The organism is Aminobacter sp. P4_D5 (genome assembly GCF_056401815.1).
The window spans coordinates 1-781 of sequence record NZ_JBFUIP010000592.1 but is presented as its reverse complement, the minus strand read 5'-3'; the positions used below and the strand labels follow the sequence as shown (position 1 = coordinate 781).

The 781-nt window shown below is 69.9% G+C and carries 1 protein-coding gene; it reads right to left on the bottom strand.

Annotated elements, in window-relative coordinates:
- Positions 1-781: hydantoinase B/oxoprolinase family protein (locus AC1DWF_RS33715; RefSeq protein ID WP_476842845.1), on the bottom strand; the 781-nt coding region annotated here is incomplete at both ends.

Genomic DNA, 781 nt, shown 5'->3' with positions numbered 1-781 from the left:
CCTGGAAGCCCTTGGTCCGCAGGACCGTGACATTAGCGTCATCAAGCCCCACCCAGCCGCCCGCGCCCAAGCCGCCGCCGAAGCGGCCCTTGGGCGGATTGGCCACGCGGTCGAAGATGGCGTTGACGGCGAACTCCGCGTCCTTCTTCGCGCCGATCTCCATGATCTGGCCGAAGCCGCCGCGCGTCTTGCCGGCGCCGGCGCTGTCGGGGCGCAGCTCCTTGCGCCAGAAGATCACGGGGGCGACGTTTTCCGTGGCCTCCACGGGCATGGTCCGCACGCCCGAAGGGAAGGCAATGCCGTCCAGCCCGTCCTTGGTGGGCCGGGCGCCGGTTCCGCCGGAGTTGAAGGTGATGATCTCGAAGTCGTCGACCTCCGCATCCTGGCCGCTCACCTGCGATCCCCCGCGCAGCGGCGGGTTCCACAGGGCGGAGCTGCCCTCGGCATTCACGCGGTCCGGCACGGCCTGGGCGAGGCAGCCCATCATCAGGTCGGGGATGAGTTGGCCCACCACATGCCGCACGCTGACGGGATAGGGCCGCGGGGCGTTGAGGATGCAGCCCTCGGGGATCTCCATCACGAAKGGCGCGAGGCTGGCCCAGTTGTTCGGGATCTCCGGCGCCACGACGCACTTGATCCCGAAGCAGGCGTAGGCGCGGCAATAGGCCGGCGGCACGTTGATGCCGCGCGTGGAGAGGCCGGTCGTGCCGGCGTAGTCGACGATGATCTCGTCGCCCTCGACGCGCATGGCGGCCTGCAGCGTGACCTCGGCCTCGTAGCC